Annotated in this window: 14 protein-coding genes; 9 read left to right on the forward strand and 5 right to left on the reverse strand. The window is 68.1% G+C overall.

What is annotated here, in order from left to right:
- Positions 1–36: 36 nt before the first annotated feature.
- From IV088_RS07930 to IV088_RS07950, 5 genes are all read right to left on the reverse strand, one after another.
- Positions 37–2,454: a DUF1631 family protein gene (locus IV088_RS07930; RefSeq protein WP_291100162.1), complete on the reverse strand. Its 2,418-nt coding sequence runs from the start codon at positions 2,452–2,454 to the stop codon at positions 37–39.
- A 76-nt stretch (positions 2,455–2,530) separates the two neighbouring features.
- On the reverse strand, positions 2,531–3,487 hold the full coding sequence (secF, locus tag IV088_RS07935) for a protein translocase subunit SecF (RefSeq protein ID WP_291100165.1): 957 nt from the start codon (positions 3,485–3,487) through the stop codon (positions 2,531–2,533).
- A 17-nt stretch (positions 3,488–3,504) separates the two neighbouring features.
- Positions 3,505–5,385 (reverse strand): protein translocase subunit SecD, encoded by a 1,881-nt coding sequence (secD, locus tag IV088_RS07940; protein WP_291100168.1) that lies wholly within the window; start codon positions 5,383–5,385, stop codon positions 3,505–3,507.
- Positions 5,386–5,507: 122 nt separating this feature from the next.
- Complete coding sequence (yajC, locus tag IV088_RS07945) at positions 5,508–5,828, reverse strand: preprotein translocase subunit YajC (RefSeq protein ID WP_291100170.1); 321 nt, start codon at positions 5,826–5,828, stop codon at positions 5,508–5,510.
- Positions 5,829–5,969: 141 nt separating this feature from the next.
- On the reverse strand, positions 5,970–9,557 hold the full coding sequence (locus tag IV088_RS07950) for an indolepyruvate ferredoxin oxidoreductase family protein (protein ID WP_291100173.1): 3,588 nt from the start codon (positions 9,555–9,557) through the stop codon (positions 5,970–5,972).
- 177 nt (positions 9,558–9,734) lie between these two features.
- On the opposite strand from IV088_RS07950, the gene IV088_RS07955 reads away from it, so the two are divergent.
- The 9 genes from IV088_RS07955 (at position 9,735) to IV088_RS07995 (ending at position 17,686) form a co-directional block, all read left to right on the forward strand.
- Positions 9,735–10,244 carry an Lrp/AsnC family transcriptional regulator gene (locus IV088_RS07955; RefSeq protein ID WP_291100177.1) on the forward strand — a complete coding sequence of 170 codons (510 nt, stop codon included), beginning with the start codon at positions 9,735–9,737 and terminating at the stop codon, positions 10,242–10,244.
- A gap of 200 nt (positions 10,245–10,444) precedes the next feature.
- Positions 10,445–11,035 carry a hypothetical protein gene (locus IV088_RS07960; protein WP_291100180.1) on the forward strand — a complete coding sequence of 197 codons (591 nt, stop codon included), beginning with the start codon at positions 10,445–10,447 and terminating at the stop codon, positions 11,033–11,035.
- A gap of 151 nt (positions 11,036–11,186) precedes the next feature.
- Positions 11,187–11,819 (forward strand): hypothetical protein, encoded by a 633-nt coding sequence (locus tag IV088_RS07965; protein ID WP_291100182.1) that lies wholly within the window; start codon positions 11,187–11,189, stop codon positions 11,817–11,819.
- The gene (locus IV088_RS07970; protein ID WP_291100185.1) at positions 11,816–12,289 is read left to right on the forward strand and encodes a hypothetical protein; all 474 of its coding nucleotides are present in this window, start codon (positions 11,816–11,818) and stop codon (positions 12,287–12,289) included. Before IV088_RS07965 ends, IV088_RS07970 begins: the two co-directional genes overlap by 4 nt.
- Positions 12,286–13,077: a hypothetical protein gene (locus IV088_RS07975; protein WP_291100187.1), complete on the forward strand. Its 792-nt coding sequence runs from the start codon at positions 12,286–12,288 to the stop codon at positions 13,075–13,077. Before IV088_RS07970 ends, IV088_RS07975 begins: the two co-directional genes overlap by 4 nt.
- Positions 13,074–15,095 (forward strand): SdrD B-like domain-containing protein, encoded by a 2,022-nt coding sequence (locus IV088_RS07980; RefSeq protein ID WP_291100189.1) that lies wholly within the window; start codon positions 13,074–13,076, stop codon positions 15,093–15,095. Before IV088_RS07975 ends, IV088_RS07980 begins: the two co-directional genes overlap by 4 nt.
- A gap of 75 nt (positions 15,096–15,170) precedes the next feature.
- Positions 15,171–15,653, forward strand: a complete 483-nt coding sequence (locus IV088_RS07985) for a hypothetical protein (protein ID WP_291100192.1) — start codon at positions 15,171–15,173, stop codon at positions 15,651–15,653.
- 331 nt (positions 15,654–15,984) lie between these two features.
- Positions 15,985–16,836 carry a polysaccharide biosynthesis/export family protein gene (locus tag IV088_RS07990; protein WP_291100195.1) on the forward strand — a complete coding sequence of 284 codons (852 nt, stop codon included), beginning with the start codon at positions 15,985–15,987 and terminating at the stop codon, positions 16,834–16,836.
- Positions 16,837–16,861: 25 nt separating this feature from the next.
- A complete protein-coding gene (locus IV088_RS07995) occupies positions 16,862–17,686 on the forward strand; it encodes a CpsB/CapC family capsule biosynthesis tyrosine phosphatase (RefSeq protein WP_291100198.1) in 825 nt (274 codons plus the stop codon).
- Positions 17,687–17,872 lie beyond the last annotated feature (186 nt).

Genomic DNA, 17,872 nt, shown 5'->3' on the forward strand with positions numbered 1-17,872 from the left:
TCGCCCCTTCAGGGGCCGCGCGAAGCACAGCGAGAGTCAGCCCAACAGCCTTTCGGGATTGGCGTCCAGCTTGGCCAGCGCATCGCGCGTGGCCCGCACGGTCAACGCCTCTTCCTCGCTCGGCACCAGCAACCCGGCCTGCAGGTAGGCCGCCACCCGGGTGGCCTGAATGAGGAAGCAGCGCCCGACATTGGTCACGAAGAGGAACAGCTGACCACGCTCGCTGCGCCAGGCAAACTGCACGCTGTTGAGCTTGCCGTTGTGATCCAGACCGAACCAGGAACCGATCTGCAGCTCCACCGCCCACGCACGCATCGCTTCGTTGGGCTGACTGCCGCCCTGCTTGATCACCTCGATGTTGCTGGCGTCCACGCCCGTGATCATCTCGATGCTTTCGTTGTCCAGGTCCAGGTCGCCCACGCCGCTGTCGGGCATGTAGTCCTCCAGGTGGGTCAGGCGCTGGGACAGCTTGTCGAGGGCTTCCTGCGAGATGGCCTCGGTGCGCGACATGAAGGCATCGGCCAGGGTATCGCTCACCGCCTTGATGTGCTGGTCTTGAACACCCGGCGTGTAGCCCAGCAGGCTCATGCCCTGGCGCAAACGTTGCAACAGGCCAGGCAATTGCTGGATCACGCGAGCGCGATCGTTGCGGTTGGGTTTGGCACTGGCCGCCCACAGCAGGTCCGATGCCACCTTCTTGAGCGACGCGGTTTCCTCGTGCTTCAACCCATATTTGACGCTGGCCACGGCCAGCACCTCGACCCAGACCTTGAACAGAAACTCTCGCACCTCATCGCGCACGACGATGTCATCGAGCAGCTTGCGCAGCTCGATGGTGTACTGCACCGACAGGGTTTCCTTTTGCTCCACCTGCTGCGCAACGCTCACAAAACGGCTGGTGCTGCCCTGCTCGCTCAGGTAGGTGGACAAGAACTTCTGAAACTCATCGAGCACCAGCTGGAACACGCGGCGCCCCGTCTCCGGGTATTGCTCGATCACCTGCACCACACGCTTGATCTCGGCTTCCAGCGCCACCGAACTGACATTGGACTCGAAGCCCATCACGCAGGAACCCATGCGGTCGATGAGACGCCGCGCCGGGTGTTGCAGCGCGCTGAAAAACTCGGGTTCGGCCAACGCCACGCGCAAGACCGGAATCTGCAGGCGGGCAAACCAGACGCGCACGCTGGGGGGGATGCGTTCTTCGGCCAGGATGCTCTGGAACATCAGTGCCACCACCTCGATGGTGGCCTTTTCGGTCGGCGTGCTGGCGGCCTGCTTGAGTTCGATCGTGCGCTGTCGCAGGACCGTCGCGGCCTTTTCCACATGGGAGTTGTCCATGTAGATCATGCCGGGACCGGATGATCCTATCCCCACGGAAACCGGGCTGCCGGAGATCGGTTCGGGCGCCACCCGCTGCATGACCTGCTGAAGCATCGGCGACGGCGGCAGCAACTGGGTGGCCTCGAAATCGCCCCCCACCTTGTCCATCAACAGCCGCCGCAGCCGACCGACGACTCCCTGAGCCCGCATCCGGGCCCGCGCCAGCGGCGACGAATGGGTCATCATGCGGGTTTCGTCGTGAACACCCGTGACGGAGGCGCCTGAGCCGGGACGACTGGAACCGAAACCACCCCCGGAGTCGCTGCCACCGCCACTGTGGGGGGCGCCACCATCTGTCGCACTGGCCGCACCTCCGGCGCTCGCCGCACCTGAGCTGCCGAATCCGCCACCATCGGAGCGTGCTGGTTGGGCACTGGGCCCGGCTCCCCCCGGCGCAGGGCCGGTCGAGCGGCTGCCCGGCGTGCGTTTGACCAGTGCCTGCAGGTCGATCTCTTTCATCACCCCGCTGGAGACGAGAAACTCGTTCGCCGCCCGATAGGCAGCCAGCATGCTCTTGGCCAGGGCGGGCGAGAGCGCATCCTGCACCAGCACCCAGCCCTCGCGGGTCATCTGCACGTCCAGCCACTGGTCCACCAGAAGGCGGGCGACCACATCGGGCAGGAGCACATCGCCCCGCGGCAGCTCCTGGCGCTTCTCCAGGTGCTGAACGCGCAACCTCAGTTCATTGAGTTCGGTGGACACCAGATCCAGCACCCTCATCGCCAGGCGCGAGGCGATGATCTGGTCGTCAATGGCCCCTTCCGCGAGCAGTTCAAGGCGCCCCGACGGAACGCTGAAACCGCTGCTGGGAAGGGTTCCGTGGCGCGGCAGCAAGCTGCGCTGCAGGGCCTTGCGGCTCTGGTTCAACCAGGCGGTCTGGCATTTCTGGAACGCCTGCCACGCGTCTCGGCGCTCCTGCATTTCGCGCGCCGGACCGGCTTGATCCAGCACCGACACCAACCGGGTTTCACAGGCCTTGACCAACTCGGGCAGGGCGCGCCCCACGTGAACCACAAAGAGCTCGCGTGCCTGCTTGGCCAGAGAGGAAACGTGCTGATCGGGGGTAACCACAATGGTTTCAGTATGACACGAATGCAGATCGCTTTAACCGACGAAAAGCCGGGCAAGGCGTTCTGTGGCGGCCCGCCTAGACCATCGCCCCGCTGTTCGGATCGTCCGGGTCGCCCGGGTTGGACTTGCCCGTCGGCTTGATCAGGTCTTCGCGCTTGATGCCCAGCCACATGGCAATGGCGGCCGCCACAAAGACCGATGAATAGATGCCGAACAGGATGCCGATGGTCAGCGCCATGGCGAAATAGTGCAGGGTCGGGCCACCGAACAGCAGCATTGACAGCACCATGATCTGGGTCGATCCGTGCGTGATGATGGTGCGGCTGATGGTGGAGGTGATGGCGTGGTCGATGATCTGGACCGTGGTCTTTTTGCGCTGGCGGCGGAACGTCTCACGGATGCGATCAAAAATCACCACCGACTCGTTGACCGAATAGCCCAGCACGGCCAGCACCGCGGCCAGCACCGGCAGCGAGAACTCCCACTGGAAGAACGCAAAGAAGCCCAGGATGATGACCACATCGTGCAGGTTGGCGATGATGGCGGACACCGCGTACTTCCACTCGAAGCGGATCGCCAAGTAGATCATGATGCCCAGAATCACGAACCCGAGCGCCTTGAGCCCGTTCTCCACCAGCTCCTGCCCCACCTGAGGGCCGACGAACTCGGTGCGGCGCAGCTGCACCGCGGGGTTCTGCGCCTTGAGCGCAGTCAGCACCGCTTCGCTCTGCTGACCCGAACTCTGGCCGGCCCTGGCGGGCAGGCGCAGCAGCACATCTTGCGAGGTGCCGAAGTTCTGCACCGGCACGTCGACATAGCCCAGCCCCTCGATCACCTTGCGCACCGATTCCAGATCGGCCGGCTGTTCGTAGGCCACCTCCATCACGGTGCCGCCAGTGAACTCCACCGACAGGTGCAGGCCACGGGTGACCAGAAAGAACACCGCCAGGAAAAAAGTGATGGCAGAGACCGCGTTCAGCACGATGGCGTGCTTCATGAACGGGATGTCTTTGCGGATGCGGAAAAGTTCCATGCTTCAAGCTCCTGGGGTCAATCGGCCTTGGCCACTGCGTTGTCGCCGTCGGGGCGCCACACCGTGCCGATGGACACGCTCTTGAGCTTCTTTTGCCGGCCGTACCAGAGGTTGACCAGGCCGCGCGAGAACACCACGGCCGAGAACATGCTGGTCAGGATGCCGATGCAGTGCACCACCGCAAAGCCGCGCACCGGGCCGGAGCCGAACGCCAGCAGGGCCACACCCGCGATCAGCGAGGTGATGTTGGAGTCGAGGATGGTGCCCCAGGCGTGGTCGTAACCCACGTTGATCGCGGTCTGTGGTGAGGAACCGTTGCGCAGTTCCTCACGCACGCGCTCGTTGATCAGCACGTTGGCGTCGATGGCCATGCCCAGCGCCAGCGCCATGGCCGCCATGCCGGGCAAGGTCAGCGTGGCCTGCAGCATGGACAGGATCGCCACCAGCAGCACGAGGTTGAAGCCCAGCGCGAGGCTGGAGAACACGCCAAACAGCATGTAGTAGGCGCACATGAAGGTGGCGACCGCCAGGAAGCCCCAGATCACGCTGTTGAAGCCGCGCGCGATGTTTTCCTTGCCCAGGCTGGGGCCGATGGTGCGTTCTTCAATGATCTCCATCGGTGCGGCCAGCGAACCGGCGCGCAACAGCAGCGCCGTGTCGCTGGCTTCCACCGTGTTCATGCTGCCCGATATCTGCACCCGGCCGCCCCCGATTTCGCCGCGAATCACCGGTGCCGTCACGACCTCGCCCTTGCCCTTTTCGAACAGGATGATGGCCATGCGCTTGCCGACGTTCTCTCGGGTCACGTCGCGGAACACGCGTGCGCCTTTGCTGTCCAGTGTCAGGTGCACGGCGGGTTGTTGCTGGTCGTCAAAGCCCGCCTGGGCATCGGTCAGGTTCTCGCCCGTGAGCAGCACTTCGCGCTTGACGATGACGGCGCGGCCGTCGCGCTCCAGGTACTTTTCGGAGCCAAAAGGCACCGCACCCGCGCCACCCTCGGCGGCCTGGCCCTCGGAGCTCTCGTCCACCAGCCGCACTTCCAGCGTGGCGGTGCGCCCCAGGATGTCCTTGGCCTTGGCCGTGTCCTGGACGCCGGGGAGCTGCACCACGATGCGGTCGGTGCCCTGCTGCTGGATCACCGGCTCGGACACCGCCAGCTCGTTGATGCGGTTGTGCAGCGTGGTGATGTTCTGCTTGAGCGCCTGGTCCTGCACCGTGATCGCGGCGGCCGGCTTGATCGTGGCCGACAGGCGGAACTCGGCGCCATCGGCCGCCTGCACCACCTGCAGGTCGGGGAACTGGTCCTGGATCACGGCCTGCACCGCCTGCGCCGTCGCGGCGTCGCGGGCGCGCAGCTCGATGGCCTGGCCGTTGCGCTGGATGCCGCCGTGACGCACGTTCTTCTCACGCAGCGCCGCGCGCAGATCGCCGGCCAGCACGTCGGCCTTGCGCTGCAGTGCCGCCGGCATGTCCACCTGCAGCATGAAGTGCACGCCGCCACGCAGGTCCAGACCGAGGTACATGGGCGACGCACCCAGGCTGGCCATCCAGGCCGGCGTGCGCGGCACGAGGTTCAGCGCCACCACATAGCCCGGGTTGGCCGGATCCACGTTGAGCGTGCGCTCGATCGTGTCGCGCGCCTTGATCTGCACGTCGGTGTTCTCAAAACGGGCGCGCACCGAATTGCCTTCGAGCTGGATCAACGACGGCTGGATGCTCTGCGCCGCCAGCGCCTGCTCCACCCGCGTGACCGTGGTCAGATCGACCTTCACCGACGAACGCGCCGCAGACACCTGCACCGCCGGCGACTCGCCGAACAGGTTGGGCAGGGCGTACAGCACGCCGATCACCAGCGAAAAAGCGATGACCAGGTACTTCCAGAGCGGGTAACGGTTCATGAGGAGCAGGCCCTTCGGCGCAGAGGTGACTTCAATCCAGAGTGCCGCAGAACCGGCTTTGCCGGGCTGCAGGCACTGCCCCCTTGAGGGGGTGACGCGCCGCCAGGCGCGGCGCGGGGGTGTTACTTAATAGTGCCCTTGGGCAGCACCTGAACCACGGCCGTGCGCTGCATCTGGACTTCCATGCCGTCGGCCAGTTCCACACCGACATAGGTCTCACCCACCTTGGACACCTTGGCCAGGAAGCCGCCGGCGGTCACGACCTCGTCGCCCTTGGCCAAGGCTTCAATCATGGCCTTGTGCTCCTTCTGGCGCTTCATCTGGGGGCGGATCATCACGAAATAGAGCACCACGAACATGAGCACCAGCGGCAGCATGCTCATCAGGGTGTCCTGGGTGCTGCCACCGGAGGCGGCTTGGGCGTAGGCGGAAGAAATGAACACGGGGCGTCTCCAACAGGATCAAAAAGGGTCAAAACAAGGCCCGACGGGCGAACCCGGCCGGGCCTTGCGGCGCAACCGCCCATTGTATGACGCCCCCTCTCCCTCATGGTGGCCGGGGCCAAGGCCCCGGCCGGCTCCGGATCAGGCGGCGCGCGCCACGTCCGCCGGACCCGCGCGCCACTGCGCCAGCAACCCGCTCCAGCGACCGCGCGCGGCCGCCAGGTGGCGCTCTTTCACATGGCCGAAGCCCTTGATCTGCTCAGGGAGGCGGGCAATGTCCAGGGCCAGCGCGTGGTTGCCCGCGTCCAGGCCTTCCAGCAGCTCCTCGACGCTCGCGCGGTATTCGCCGATCAGGGCCCGCTCGGTGCGGCGCTCCTCGGTGCGGCCGAACACGTCCAGCGCCGTGCCGCGCAATCCCTTGAGCTTCGCCAGCAGGCGGAAGCCGGTGAACATCAGCGGTCCGAAGCGCTGCTTGACCAGCTCGCCCTTGGCGTTTTTCTTCGCGATCAGCGGCGGCGCCAGGTGCACGTGCAGCTTGAAGTCGCCTTCGAACTGCGCGGCCAGCTTCGCGTGGAAGGCCGGGTCGCTGTGCAGCCGGGCCACCTCGTACTCGTCCTTGTAGGCCATGAGCTTGAACAGGTTCCGCGCCACGGCTTCGGTCAGCGTGGTCTTGCCGAGCTTCGCTTCGGCGTCCTGCACACGGCGCACCAGCACCTCGTACTCGCCGGCGTACGCGGCGTTCTGGTACGCGGTCAGGAACTCGACCCGGCGCGCCACCAGGCTGTCCACCGTCTCGCGCTTCTTGAACTGGATCACCTGCTGGCCCAGCGGATTGACCAGCGCAGCCAGGGCCTTGGGATCGTGCGCGGCGCGGCGGCCCCACTCGAAGGCCTGCTTGTTTTTCTCGACCTGCACGGCGTTCAGCTCGATGGCCCGCATCAGCGCCGTCAGGCCCAGCGGCACCCAGCCGCGCTGCCAGGCGTAGCCCAGCATCATGGGGTTGGTGTAGATCGAATCGCCCATCAGCTTCGACGAGGCGGCCTCGGCGTCGAAGGTGCCCACCGCGTCGACGCCCAGGCTGGCGGTCAGCGCGTCCACGCAAGCCTGCGCGGGGTTCTGCCAGTCGGGGTTCTTCACGAAGGCGGCCGTGGGCGTGGCGCTGGCGTTGAGCGCCACATGGCTGCGGCCCGCGCGCAGGCGCTGCCAGCTCTCCTTGTGTGCCGCCACGATCGGGTCGCAACCGATGATCAGGTCGGCCGACGCCGCCGAGACACGGGTGGTGCGGATCACGTCCTGGTGCGCGCCGATCAGCACGTGGCTCCAGGTCGCGCCGCCCTTTTGCGCCAGGCCCGCCGCGTCCTGCGTGACGATGCCCTTGCCTTCGATGTGGGCCGCCATGCCCAGCAGCTGACCGATGGTGATGACGCCGGTGCCGCCGACGCCCGCGACGATCACGCCCCAGGCCTCGGCGCCCAGCACCGGCAAAGCCGGCTCGGGCAGCGCGCCGCCGGTCCACTCGGTCTTGGCGCCGGCTTTGTCTTTCTTGCGCAGCTGGCCGCCATCCACCGTGACGAAACTCGGGCAAAAGCCTTTGACGCAGGAAAAGTCCTTGTTGCAGCTGCTCTGGTTGATGGTGCGCTTGCGGCCGAACTCGGTCTCCAGCGGTTCCACGCTCAGGCAGTTGCTCTGCACGCTGCAGTCGCCGCAGCCTTCACACACCAGCTCGTTGATCACCACGCGCTCGGTCGGCTCGACCAGGGTGCCGCGCTTGCGGCGGCGGCGCTTTTCGGTCGCGCAGGTCTGGTCGTAGATGATGACCGTGGTGCCCTTGATCTCGCGGAACTCGCGCTGCACCGCGTCCAGCGTGTCGCGGTGCTGGATCGCGATGCCGCTGGGCAGGCCGCTCACGCTGGCGTATTTCTCCGGCTCGTCGGTGACGATGGTGATCTTCACCGCGCCCTCGGCGCGCATGCTCTGCGCGATCTGCACCACGCTGTGGCCCTCAGGCCGCTCGCCCACCTGCTGGCCGCCGGTCATGGCCACCGCGTCGTTGTAGAGGATCTTGTAGGTGATGTTCACGCCGGCCGCGATGCTCTGGCGCACCGCCAGCAGGCCGCTGTGGAAGTAGGTGCCGTCGCCCAGGTTGGCGAACATGTGCTGGTCGTGGCTGAACGGCTGCTGGCCGACCCAGGGCACGCCCTCGCCGCCCATCTGGGTGAAGCCCACGGTGGCGCGGTCCATCCAGATGCTCATGAAATGGCAGCCGATGCCGGCCATGGCGCGCGAACCTTCGGGCACCTTGGTGCTGGTGTTGTGCGGGCAGCCCGAGCAGAACCAGGGCTGGCGCTCGGCGCCCGCCACGCCCTGCGTGAGCAGGGTCTGCATGGACTGCTCCTGCGCGGTCAGGATGGCCAGCTGCGCGTCGATGCGCGCCATCACGTCCTCGGGCACCTGGCCCATCTTCTTCAGGCGCTTGGCAATGGCGCGCGCGATGATCGCGGGCGACAGGTCGGCGTTGGCGCGCAGCAGGGTGCGCTCGCTGGGATTGGGCATCGACCACTCGCCGCCACTGAAATCGCCCTCGACCTCTTCAAACTTGCCCAGCACGTTGGGCCGCACGTCGGGGCGCCAGTTGTAGAGCTCTTCCTTCAACTGGTATTCGATGACCTGGCGCTTCTCTTCCACCACCAGAATCTCGCGCAGGCCCGTCGCGAACTCCCGCGTGGTCTGCGCCTCCAGGGGCCAGACCACCGCCACTTTGTGCAGGCGCAGGCCAATGCGCCGACACGTGTCGTCGTCCAGGCCCAGGTCCAGCAAAGCCTGGCGCGTGTCGTTGTACGCCTTGCCGCTGGCGATCAGGCCGAAGCGGTCGTTCGGCCCGGCGATCACGTTGTGGTTGAGCTTGTTGGCACGGATGTAGGCCAGCGCGGCGTACCACTTGAAGTCGAACAGGCGCGCTTCCTGGTCCAGCGCGTGGTCGGGCCAGCGGATGTGCAGCCCCCCGGGCGGCATGACGAACTCGGGCACCACGATGTTCACACGGTCCGGATCGATGGTGGCGGTGGCGCTCGATTCCACGATCTCCTGGATCGTCTTCATGCCGGCCCAGACGCCGCTGAAGCGGCTCATGGCGATGGCGTGCAGGCCCAGGTCGAGGATGTCCTGCACCGAGGTGGGGAAAAACACCGGCAGGCCGCAGGCCTTGAAGATGTGGTCGCTCTGGTGCGCGGCGGTCGAGCTCTTGGCCACGTGGTCGTCGCCGGCCACCGCGATCACGCCGCCCCAGGGCGTGGTGCCGGCCATGTTGGCGTGCTTGAACACGTCAGAGCAGCGGTCCACGCCCGGGCCCTTGCCGTACCAGATGCCGAACACGCCGTCGAACTTGTTGCTGCCGGGCGGGGCAAAACCCAGCTGCTGCGTGCCCCAGAGCGCGGTGGCCGCCAGCTCCTCGTTCACGCCGGGCTGGAACACGATGTTCTGCGCCTTCAGGTAAGGCGCCGCCTTCTGCAGGGCCTGGTCGTAGCCGCCGAGTGGCGAGCCGCGGTAGCCGCTGATGAATCCCGCCGTGTTCTTGCCCTGCAGGGCGTCGCGCTGGCGCTGCAGCATGGGCAGCTTGACCAGCGCCTGCACGCCGCTCATGAAGGCGCGGCCGTGGTCCAGCGAATATTTGTCGTCGAGGCTGACGGTCTCTAGGGCTTTGCGGATGTGCTCGGGCAGTGGGGCGTTCATCTTGTTGTCTCCTGTGGGTGGAATGCCGCCTTGTGGGCGGTTTCTTGAGCCGACAACCGACCGGATCGGTCGGCTTCAGTGTGCCGCACAGTGTATGACCCGGGCGCTGACAGGTGTTTGCTTTTCATGCCCAGTTTCGCGACACTTGAGAAAGCTTCTTTCTAGAAACAGCCAATCATGGAAACACTCGACAAGTTTGACCTCGCCATCCTGAACGAACTGCAAAACGACGGCCGCCTGACCAACGCCGAGCTGGCCAGCCGCGTGGGCCTGTCGGCCGCGCCCTGCTGGCGCCGGGTGCGCGCGCTGGAGGAGGCCGGCTTCATCACCGGCTACCGGGCCGAGCTCAACCGCGACAAGATCGGCCTGGGCGTGCTCGCCTTCGTGCGGCTGGACGCCGAGCGCAACAGCGGCGACGTGCTGCGCCAGATGGAGGCCGCGATCCAGAAGATCCCCGAAATCGTGTCCTGCCACTACATCAGTGGCTCGGGCACCTTCGAGCTGCAGGTGGTCTGCCCCGACCTCGGCGAATTCAGCCGCTTCGCGCGCGAGGTGCTGATCAACCTGCCCAACGTGAAAGACCTGCACACCAGCTTTTCGCTGGGCGAGGTGAAGGCGGCGAGCGCACTTCCGTTGTCGCACCTGTTACCCAAAAGTTCGGGGGCGGCACGTTCGTCGAAAACTTGACCCCTTTTTGTGACCATCCGTCCTCAAACTTCGACCGCCGAGGGAATAGACCGCTGTAAGTGCTTGGAAAACGTGACTTTCTCCCGGGTTCGGGCTTGCAACAATATGTTGCCATCCCTAACATCAGGCCCCATACAAGAGTGACCAAAGTATTCAAAATGCTGTGGCCACACCGGTTTCCCCTCCATGAAGGCAACGTCGTGAACAAGTCCCTGATCCTCAAGTCCGCCATCGCCCTGGCCCTGGCCACCCCCCTGCTCGCGTCGGCCGAGTCGCAGCTGGTCATTGGCACCGGCAACGCCACCGCCGACCTGAACTTCCGCGTGGTCGTCCCGCGCGTGCTGTTCCTGGGCGTGGGCACCGGCGCCACCGGCCTGGCCACCAACACCACCGAAGACACCGTGACCTTCGACTACTCCACCAACGCGGCCGCGCTGGGCACGGGCGCCGCCGCCGGCGCCATCACCGGCAACGTGGTGCCGGTGCGCGTGGTGGGCAACAACGGCCAGATCACCCTGGCCGCCAGCACCACCGGCGCGCTGACCAACGGCACCGCCGACACCATTGCATGGTCGGAGATCACATCGACCAGCAGCCTGGCCGATCTGCCCAGCCCCGCGATCCCGCTCACCGGCGCCGGCGCCGCCAGCAACGTCACCCTGTCCTCCGGCACCAAGGTCACCGACCGTTCGGCCAACTGGACCTTCAGCTACGCCAACTCGGCCGTGGTGGCACCCGGCACCTACGGCACCACCAACGGCCGCGTGACCTACACCGCCGCCATGCCCTGAGTGCGACCGCCCGGCGGGCCTGTTCCCGGGCTGGCAGACAGCCCCCCCACGGAGGGTCCGCACACCGCGGTCCCTCCGTTGTCGTTTGAGCCTCCGCCGACGCACCCTGAAAACCTTCTGGCGCCAGCCTGCTCCAAGTCCACTTGACACCATGATCCCCGCGCAGCGCCTTTGCCCTCCCCACCGGCTCGCCGCCCTCGGCCTGCTGGTGCTGTGCTGCGCGCCGATGGGCGTGGCGCACGCCTGGTCGATCACGCTGGCCGCCGCGTCCCGCCGCGTGTTCCTGCACGTGGGCAACGGCACCGCCGAACGCGACAACGGCACCGTCAACCTGGTCAGCGCCAACCTCACCGGTGCGCAACTGCTCAGCGGCACGCCACAGGCCATGACCAGCGACAGCACCCAGTCGGCCAGCCTCTACGACGGTTACAACACCTGCCCCACGCCGGCCAGCCAGGTGATCATCGGCGCCTCGTACCGCCGCAGCAACGCCAACAACGGCCCGGCCAGTGCGACGCTGCGCGTGACCTCTCCGGCCAACCTCGTCAGCGCCGCGGGCGACACGATCCCGTTCAGCCAGATCAGCTGGACCGTCTCGGCGCCCGGCAGCAATGTGCCCAACGTGATCCCGGCCGGCACCTTCAATGGCGCCACACAGACCTTGGCCACCATCCCGGCCAACACCTACATCGAGAACTGCCACAGCTTCACCTACGCCAACAGCGCGGTGCGGGCGGCGGGCACCTACAACGGGCAGGTCACCTACACCGTGAGCAGCCCATGAACGCCCGCACCCTGCTGTTCTGCGCCGTGCTGGCCCTGGCCAACACCCCTGCGCTCGCCAACCCGCACCGGCTCGACGACTCGCGCAGCCACACCGTGCCGCCCAACGCCCAGATGCAATGGACGCCTCAGACCCGGGCCGACCGCGACGGTGGCACCGAGGCCTGGATCCGCGTCAACGTCCACATCGACACCCGCGAGTGGGACGGCCGCAGCGGGCGCATCTACATGGTGCTGCCGCGCGACGAGGCGTCGCGCATCGAAGCCGTCTGGACCGCCCGTGGCCCCTTGCGTTCCGGGCGGCTGGTCTCGGGCGAAAGAAGCCTGGTGTTCGCCGGCACGATCCGCGGCGCCAGCCTGCAGGACCAGCTGCTGGTGCACCTGATCTCCGGCCCCGACTGGCAAAGCAACAGCCGCCGCCTCAACTTCCACTTCGAGCTGGACGTCGAGCCCGCCCTCCTGCCCCCATGACACGCCTGCTGCCCACCGCCCTGATCGCCGCCGTCCTGCTGCCCGCCACCGCGCTGGCCCAGGGTTTTGCCGCCTACATTTCACCCCCGCGTTTCGAGGTGCAGGTCAAGCCCGGCGAACCCCTGCGCCAGGTGCTGGAGATCCAGCACGTCGGCCGCACCAAAGGCAACTACCGCATCTACACCAACGACTGGACGCTGGGCGCCGACAACGCCGTCACCTTCAGCAACGAGCTCAGCGCCGACAGCTGCCGCCCCTGGGTGGCGATCGAGCGCCGCGAACTGGCCATCGAGCCCGGCGCGCGCTACCGCTACCGGTTTGAAATTTCGCCACCCGCCGGCACGCCGCCACGCGAATGCCGTTTCGCCATCATGGTCGAGGGGCTGGACCCGGCGCAGGTGCAGGGCAACATCAGCTTCCCCGTGGGCGGGCGCATCGGCGTGATCGTCTACGCCGCCATCGGCAACGTGGCGCCGCAACTGGCCATCGCCGGCACCGAGACCGTGCAGGTCGGCGGCAAGCCCGTGGCCGTGCTCAGGATCAGCAACCACGGCAGCGCCACCGGCCGGCTGGAGGGTTTCATCGACGGCACCGACGCCGCCGGCCTGCGCGTCGAGCTGTCGCCGGCGGACCTGCCCGTGCTGCCCGGCGAAACCCGGCGCATCGCGCTCTCGCCCGTGGCGCCCGAAGGCAAACCGGCGCCCGAGCTGCGCTTCCCCCTGCGCGCCAAAGGGAACCTGGAATCGGGCAAAGCCCGCCTGCCGCTGGACGTGAGCTTCGCCCCATGACGCTGGTGATCCGGGCCACCTGCGGCCTGCTGGCGCTGGGGGGCGCACTGGCCCATGCACAGGAACCTGTCCGGCCAGCCTCGGGCACGGCAGCGACCGCGACGGCCGCCCCGAGCGCGCCCGCCGGCTACCAGGACCGCGTCATCGAGGGCCTGGCGCCCGCAGAAGACGACGCCCTCGACATCCCCTACGACCGCAGCGGCTGGCCGCGCCAGCTCCAGCTCGACGCCCGCGTGGGCACCCTGGCGTTTGACGACGGCCGCCGGGCCCGGCTTGGCTACGGGGTCTACGGCCTGATCGAAACACCCAACCACGGGGTGCTGTCCGTGGATGGCAGCGTCACCCCTGGCGAAAGCCAGAGCAGCCTCACCCTGGGCCAGCGCGAACTGCCGCTGCCCGGCGGCTGGGTGGGCCACCACGAACTGGGCGTGATCAGCGCGCCGGCCAACGACCTGGCCCGCCTGCCCTCGCGCGTGCTGGTGCCCACCTCCAACCTGCTGGGGCTGCGCGGCGAGTGGGAACACGCCGCCAGCGGCGTGAGCCTGCTGGCCGCCAACGGCGAGCCCGGCCAGCTGACCAGCCTGCCCGCCAGCGGCTTTCAGGGCCTGGGCGGTCGGCGCTCGGCGCTCGGTGCGCAGTGGCACCCGGGCGGCACCGACCTCGCCGCCAGCGCGCTCCCGGCCATCGGCCGCACCCGCCTGGCCGAACCCGGCTGGACGCTCGCCGTGCAACACGAACGCGCCAGCGGCGTCCCGGCGCTGCAGCTGGCCGACACCACCCAGGACGCCAGCGCCACCCTGTTCCACCTGCGCCACGAGGGCGCCGAACTGCGCACCCAGGGCCAGGTGCTGCGCGCCCAGAACGCCGGCCAGGGCGCCAACGGTTTCTGGGTCGATGTCGATGGCGACGAAGGCCCGCGCCAGCACGGCCTGAGCGTCTACCGGCTGGAGCCCGGCCTGAGCTGGGCCGGCCTGGCCATGCCGAGCGACGTGCAGGGCGCGACCCTGCGAAGCGAGTGGCGCACCCGCCAGTGGTCGGCCGAAGGCTCCTACGACTGGCTGCGCTCCATCAGCGGGCGCGCGGCCAGCGGCAGCTACGCCTCGGGCAGCGCGCGCTGGCGCCTGGACCGCAGCCACCAGCTCAGCGCCGGCGCCGCGCTGCGCCGCTTCGACGGCAACGCCTGGACCAGCTACACCGACTGGCGCTGGCAGAACGACTGGGGCACCAGCGGCCTGCGGCTGGAACTGGCCGGCGCCACCCGCCAGCAGGGGGCCACCCGCGAGATCAGCCACGACCACGAGTGGCTGGTGCCGCTGGGCTGGACCGTTTCCACCAGCCTGGGCTTTGGTCGTTACGGCGCTCGCACCGACCCGGGCGCGAGCGAGCCGGGCGGCCGCTTCTGGTCGGCGGCGCTCGCGATCAACGCGCCGGTGGGCAGCAGCGCCCAGCTGCGCGGCCAGTTCGGCACCGAAAAGGCCAGCAACGGCCAGAACCGCCACAACCTCAACCTCGGCGGCCAGTGGCGCCTCACCCCACGCTGGAGCCTCGACGGCACCTACACCCGCGCCATCGGCCGCAGCCGCAGCGTGCGCCCGCTCGACCCGCTGGCCCCCATCGTCAACGACACCGACACCACCTCCGACCGCAGCTTCCAGGTGGTGCTGCGCTACGAACTCTCGGCCGGCAGCCGCAGCGTGCCGCTGGGCGGGCGCGCCAGCGAGGGCGGCGGCCGCATCGAGGGCACCGTCTTCTTCGACGCCAACCGCAGCGGCACGCAGGACGCCAGCGAAACCGGCGCACCCGGCGTCACCGTCACGCTCGACAACCGCTACGCCGTGCGCACCGACGCACAAGGCCGCTTCAGCTTCCCCTTCGTCGCCAGCGGCCCGCGCAACGTGACCGTGCGCAACGAAACCCTGCCCCTGCCCTGGGGTGTGGTGGACGACGGGCAGGCCCGGATCGAGGTGCGCCTGCGCGAAACCACCCGGATCAGCCTGCCGGTGCAGCGCGCCGACTGAGCCCGGCCGCGCCGGCGCGGTCCACCGGCCGACGTTTGGCCATCAAGTTGGGGACGGGACTGCCGAAAAAGGGGCATGTCCCCAATGCTTCGCCGCCTGCCCGCCCTGGTCGCCAGCCTCGCCCTGCTGGCCGTGCCGTCGCCCAGCCTGGGCGACAGCATGCTGGTCACGGGGAACCACACGGCCGGCGCCAGCGCCTCGCTCGACTTCCGCATCGTCATCCCGCCCGTCATGCGGGTCATGGAAAACAGCCACCCCCTGCAACTCACGGCCGGCGCCGACGGCGCCCTGAGCGCCGAGCAGCGGCTGGTGGTGCTGTCCAACATGAAGCGGGGCTTCTGCGTCACGCTGCGGCTGGCCGCCCCGGGCGTGGACCGGTGGCAGCTCCACGCGCCGGGTGCCAGCGGCGTCAGCCTCAGCCCTGTGGACGACGGCTACCGCGTCTGCAGCACCCGCCCCGGGCGCTACACCCTCGTGCTGCAACACCAGTTCGGCGTGAACACGCCGGGCACGCAGGCCTTGCACTGGCCGGTGCAGACCGACATTTCGGCCATCTGAAGCGGCGAACGCCGCGCTGCGCGCCCCCGCCGACCCCATGCCCTCGGACGTGCCGAGGTGATGCGCCCCACCGTCAAACGCCTGTCGCAACGGCCCTTCAAGATGCGGGGCCAGGGGCCGGATCGGCGTAATTCATGTTTTGAATGGAAACAGGGCACCCCACGCGGGGATGCCGTGTGCCATGATCCTTGTAGTCAAAAGACCACAGGCACCCCCTTGGCCTTGGTCTTGCTTCTCTGCCGTGGCCGCGTTCGCCCGGATCCCGGCACATGGCCACATCCGCACATGCACCCACCGGCTTGCGCGCAGGCGTTCAGGGAAACAGGAACACATGGACATCAAACCAACGCACCTCCGCGGGCCCGGCACCCGTGCCAGCCCACGGCAGCACCCGAGGCCCTCCAGGCTGTGGGCGCTGCTGGGCCCGTTTTTCGTGGGCGCGGCGTTCGCCCAGGCGCCCCTGCAGCCGCTGCTGCAGGAGCCGCTGCAGACCTCCGTGGACAGCGGCCGCCAGCCGACCCACCCCGTGAACGCCGACAGCACACCGGCCGCCGGCACCCCCGCGGGCGCGAGGCCCACGCCAGCCCCGGGCGCAGCCGCCCCCCTGAATTCGCTGGCCGTGGTCAACCCGGACTACCGCATCGGCGCCAACGACCTGCTGGAGTTCGACGTGTTCGGCGTGCCCGACATGCGGCGCTCGGTGCGGGTGAACGCCACCGGTGCCGTGTCGCTTCCACTGATCGGCACGGTGCAGCTGGCCGGGCTCACGGCCCAGCAGGCCGAAGCCCACCTGGCCAAGAAGTACAGCGAAAACTACCTTCAGAACCCGCAGGTCTCGCTCTTCATCAAAGAGTTCACCACGCAGCGCATCACCATCGAGGGCGCGGTCGCCAAGCCAGGCATCTACCCCGTGACGGGGCAGCTCACGCTGCTGCGCGCGCTGGCGCTGGCCGGCGGGGGCGCCCAGTACGCCCAGCTGAACGAGATCATGCTGTTCCGCAACACCCAGGGCCAGCCGTCCGAGCCGAAGGTGTTCGACCTCGACAAGATCCGCGCGGGCGAGGTGACCGACCCCGCCATCCAGTCCGATGATGTGATCGTGGTCAAGCGCAACCCACAGCGCACCGCGTTGCGGGACTCGCTGTTCCGCGACATCCTCGACACGCTCAACCCCTTCAAATGAGAAGGCCAGGGCCCGACGGGCGGCCATGATCGACCTGCACAGCCACATCCTCCCGGGCATCGACGACGGCGCCGGGACCCTCGATGTGTCGCTGGAGATGGCGCGCATGGCGGTGGCCGACGGTGTGCACACCATGGCGTGCACACCGCACATCTACCCCGGCATGTACCTGAACGACGGCCCCCTCATCGCGCGCCGTCGCGATGCGCTGCAGGCCGAGCTCGACCACGCGGGCATTCCCCTGCAGCTGGTGGTCGGCGCTGACGTTCACCTGGTGCCGGGCCTGCTGGAAGGCCTGCGCAGCGGCCGCGTGCCCACGCTGAACGGCTCGCGCTACCTGCTGCTCGAACCGTCCCACACCACGCCGCCACCCCGGTTCGAGGCGGCCGTGGGCGAGCTGATCGCGGCGGGCTACACCCCCCTCATCACCCACCCCGAACGCCTGACCTGGATCGCCCAGCACCACGCCGTGTTCCTGCGCCTCGTGCAGCAGGGCGCCTGGATGCAGATCACCGCCGGCGCGCTCACGGGCGTCTTTGGCCCCCGCGCCAGGTACTGGGGCGAACGCCTGATCGGCGACGGCCACGCCCATGTGATCGCCAGCGACGCCCACTCCACCGGACGCCGTTGCCCCGGCCTCAGCGAGGCGCTGCACGTCGCCCAGCGGCTGCTCGGTCCGGCCGAGGCGCGGCGCCTCGTGCTCGACCGCCCGCAAGCGGTGATCCAGGACGCGCCGCCGCAGCGTTTCCCGCTGCCCGACATCTTCATCCCACCCGAAGGCAACGTGGGTCGGTGGCTCGCCCGGTTCGGGCTGGGGCGCCACAGGCTGCCCGACGCCAGCCTCCGCTGACGCACCAATTGACGGACCGGCGCCCGCAATCGGGGCCGAAACGTGGAATTTCTCACAACCTTTTGGTGCAGCCGGCCCACGGCGCGCCCGCTGGCCGCGGGTCTTTCTGACCGTTCGTCGGCCCACGCGCCATTCCGATCACCGCAATATCGACGTAACAGTTGGTGATTACCCTGTCAGAACGAT

This window comes from Hydrogenophaga sp., from assembly GCF_018780075.1.
In the GTDB taxonomy this organism is placed as follows: domain Bacteria; phylum Pseudomonadota; class Gammaproteobacteria; order Burkholderiales; family Burkholderiaceae_C; genus Hydrogenophaga.

What these genes read in the sequence shown, in the direction of transcription:
- IV088_RS07985 (WP_291100192.1), top strand. Translation starts at nt 15,171, where the DNA reads ATGTCCCCAATGCTTCGCCGCCTGCCCGCCCTGGTCGCCAGCCTCGCC.
- IV088_RS07995 (WP_291100198.1), top strand. Translation starts at nt 16,862, where the DNA reads ATGATCGACCTGCACAGCCACATCCTCCCGGGCATCGACGACGGCGCC.
- IV088_RS07980 (WP_291100189.1), top strand. Translation starts at nt 13,074, where the DNA reads ATGACGCTGGTGATCCGGGCCACCTGCGGCCTGCTGGCGCTGGGGGGC.
- IV088_RS07965 (WP_291100182.1), top strand. Translation starts at nt 11,187, where the DNA reads ATGATCCCCGCGCAGCGCCTTTGCCCTCCCCACCGGCTCGCCGCCCTC.
- secD (WP_291100168.1), bottom strand. Translation starts at nt 5,385, where the DNA reads ATGAACCGTTACCCGCTCTGGAAGTACCTGGTCATCGCTTTTTCGCTG.
- IV088_RS07950 (WP_291100173.1), bottom strand. Translation starts at nt 9,557, where the DNA reads ATGAACGCCCCACTGCCCGAGCACATCCGCAAAGCCCTAGAGACCGTC.
- IV088_RS07970 (WP_291100185.1), top strand. Translation starts at nt 11,816, where the DNA reads ATGAACGCCCGCACCCTGCTGTTCTGCGCCGTGCTGGCCCTGGCCAAC.
- secF (WP_291100165.1), bottom strand. Translation starts at nt 3,487, where the DNA reads ATGGAACTTTTCCGCATCCGCAAAGACATCCCGTTCATGAAGCACGCC.
- IV088_RS07990 (WP_291100195.1), top strand. Translation starts at nt 15,985, where the DNA reads ATGGACATCAAACCAACGCACCTCCGCGGGCCCGGCACCCGTGCCAGC.
- IV088_RS07975 (WP_291100187.1), top strand. Translation starts at nt 12,286, where the DNA reads ATGACACGCCTGCTGCCCACCGCCCTGATCGCCGCCGTCCTGCTGCCC.
- IV088_RS07955 (WP_291100177.1), top strand. Translation starts at nt 9,735, where the DNA reads ATGGAAACACTCGACAAGTTTGACCTCGCCATCCTGAACGAACTGCAA.